General features: G+C 56.1%; 1 protein-coding gene. It reads left to right on the top strand.

The genetic code is table 11. The annotated features are described in order from the left end of the window. Positions 1-71 precede the first annotated feature (71 nt). Positions 72-1159 (top strand): IS3 family transposase gene (locus IB279_RS36710; protein WP_192341242.1). Its coding sequence is split into 2 segments (ribosomal slippage): positions 72-333 and positions 333-1159, totalling 1089 coding nucleotides; the frame shifts between segments, so codons are not numbered across the junction. The last annotated feature ends 40 nt before the right edge of the window (positions 1160-1199 follow it).

The raw sequence follows: 1199 nt of genomic DNA, 5'->3' as shown, positions 1-1199 counted from the left end.
GGTAATCCTCCCGCAAAATAACGGGCTTCAAAAGTAGAATTTTCTCGGGCTTTATGATCGAGGAGATTTTGATGAAGACGAGCAGATTTAGCGAACCCCAAATCCTTGCCATCCTGCGCCAGGCGGAAGGCGGTGTACCGGTACCGGAGCTGTGCCGGGAACACGGTATGAGCACGGCGTCCTTTTACAAGTGGCGAGCCAAATACGGCGGTATGGATGCCTCGATGATTAGCCAAATGAAGGCTTTGGAAGAGGAGAACCGACGGCTCAAGAAGATGTATGCGGAGATGAGCATGCAGGCAGACCTTCTGAAGGAGGCCCTGGGAAAAAAGTGACGCGGCCGTCTCGACGCCGGGAGATGGCCGGGAAAGCAGTGGCGTTACATGGGGTCAGCATTGCGCTGGCCTGCCGTACCTTTGGTGTCAGCGAGACCTGCTATCGTTACAGCCGCAAGCTGAACGATGAGAACGAGCAGATCGCCGACCTGTTGATCGGGCTGACGCGGGCGAAGAAGACCTGGGGCTTCGGCTTGTGTTTCCTTTACCTGCGCAACGTCCAGGGACACCGCTGGAACCACAAGCGCGTCTACCGCATCTACCGTGAGCTGGAACTGAACCTCAGGATCAAGCCACGCAAGCGGTTGAAGCGGGACAAGCCGGATGCACTGGCCGTACCTGAAACGCCGAACAAGGTTTGGTCCATGGACTTTATGGCAGACCGTCTGGAGGATGGCAGGCAATTCCGGCTGTTGAACGTCCTGGACGACTTCAACCGCGAAGGGCTTGGCATCGAAGTCGACTTTTCGCTGCCGGCCGAACGCGTCATCCGAAGCCTAAGCCAGATCATCGAATGGCGCGGCAAACCCTTTGCCATTCGGGTCGACAACGGCCCGGAATATGTCAGCGGCAAACTGATGGAATGGGCCGAGAAGCAGGGCATTGCCCTAAGCTATATCCAGCCCGGAAAGCCGCAGCAGAATGCCTACGTCGAGCGCTACAACCGCACCGTTCGCCATGAATGGCTAGATCAATACATCATCGAAAGCATCGAGGAGGCACAGGAATTCGCCACGCAATGGTTATGGACCTATAACAACGAACGCCCCAATATGGGCATCGGCGGCATCACACCCGCACAGAAACTGAAAATGGCCGCGTGAATTCTACAATAGCGCCCCGTTAAAAACGGGAGGATTACCG

Origin of the sequence: Ensifer sp. ENS06 (assembly GCF_014852205.1) — a bacterium.
GTDB classification, from domain to species: domain Bacteria; phylum Pseudomonadota; class Alphaproteobacteria; order Rhizobiales; family Rhizobiaceae; genus Ensifer; species Ensifer adhaerens.
Note: the sequence above shows the minus strand (reverse complement) of the source record. Positions and strands in the feature narration are given on the sequence as shown.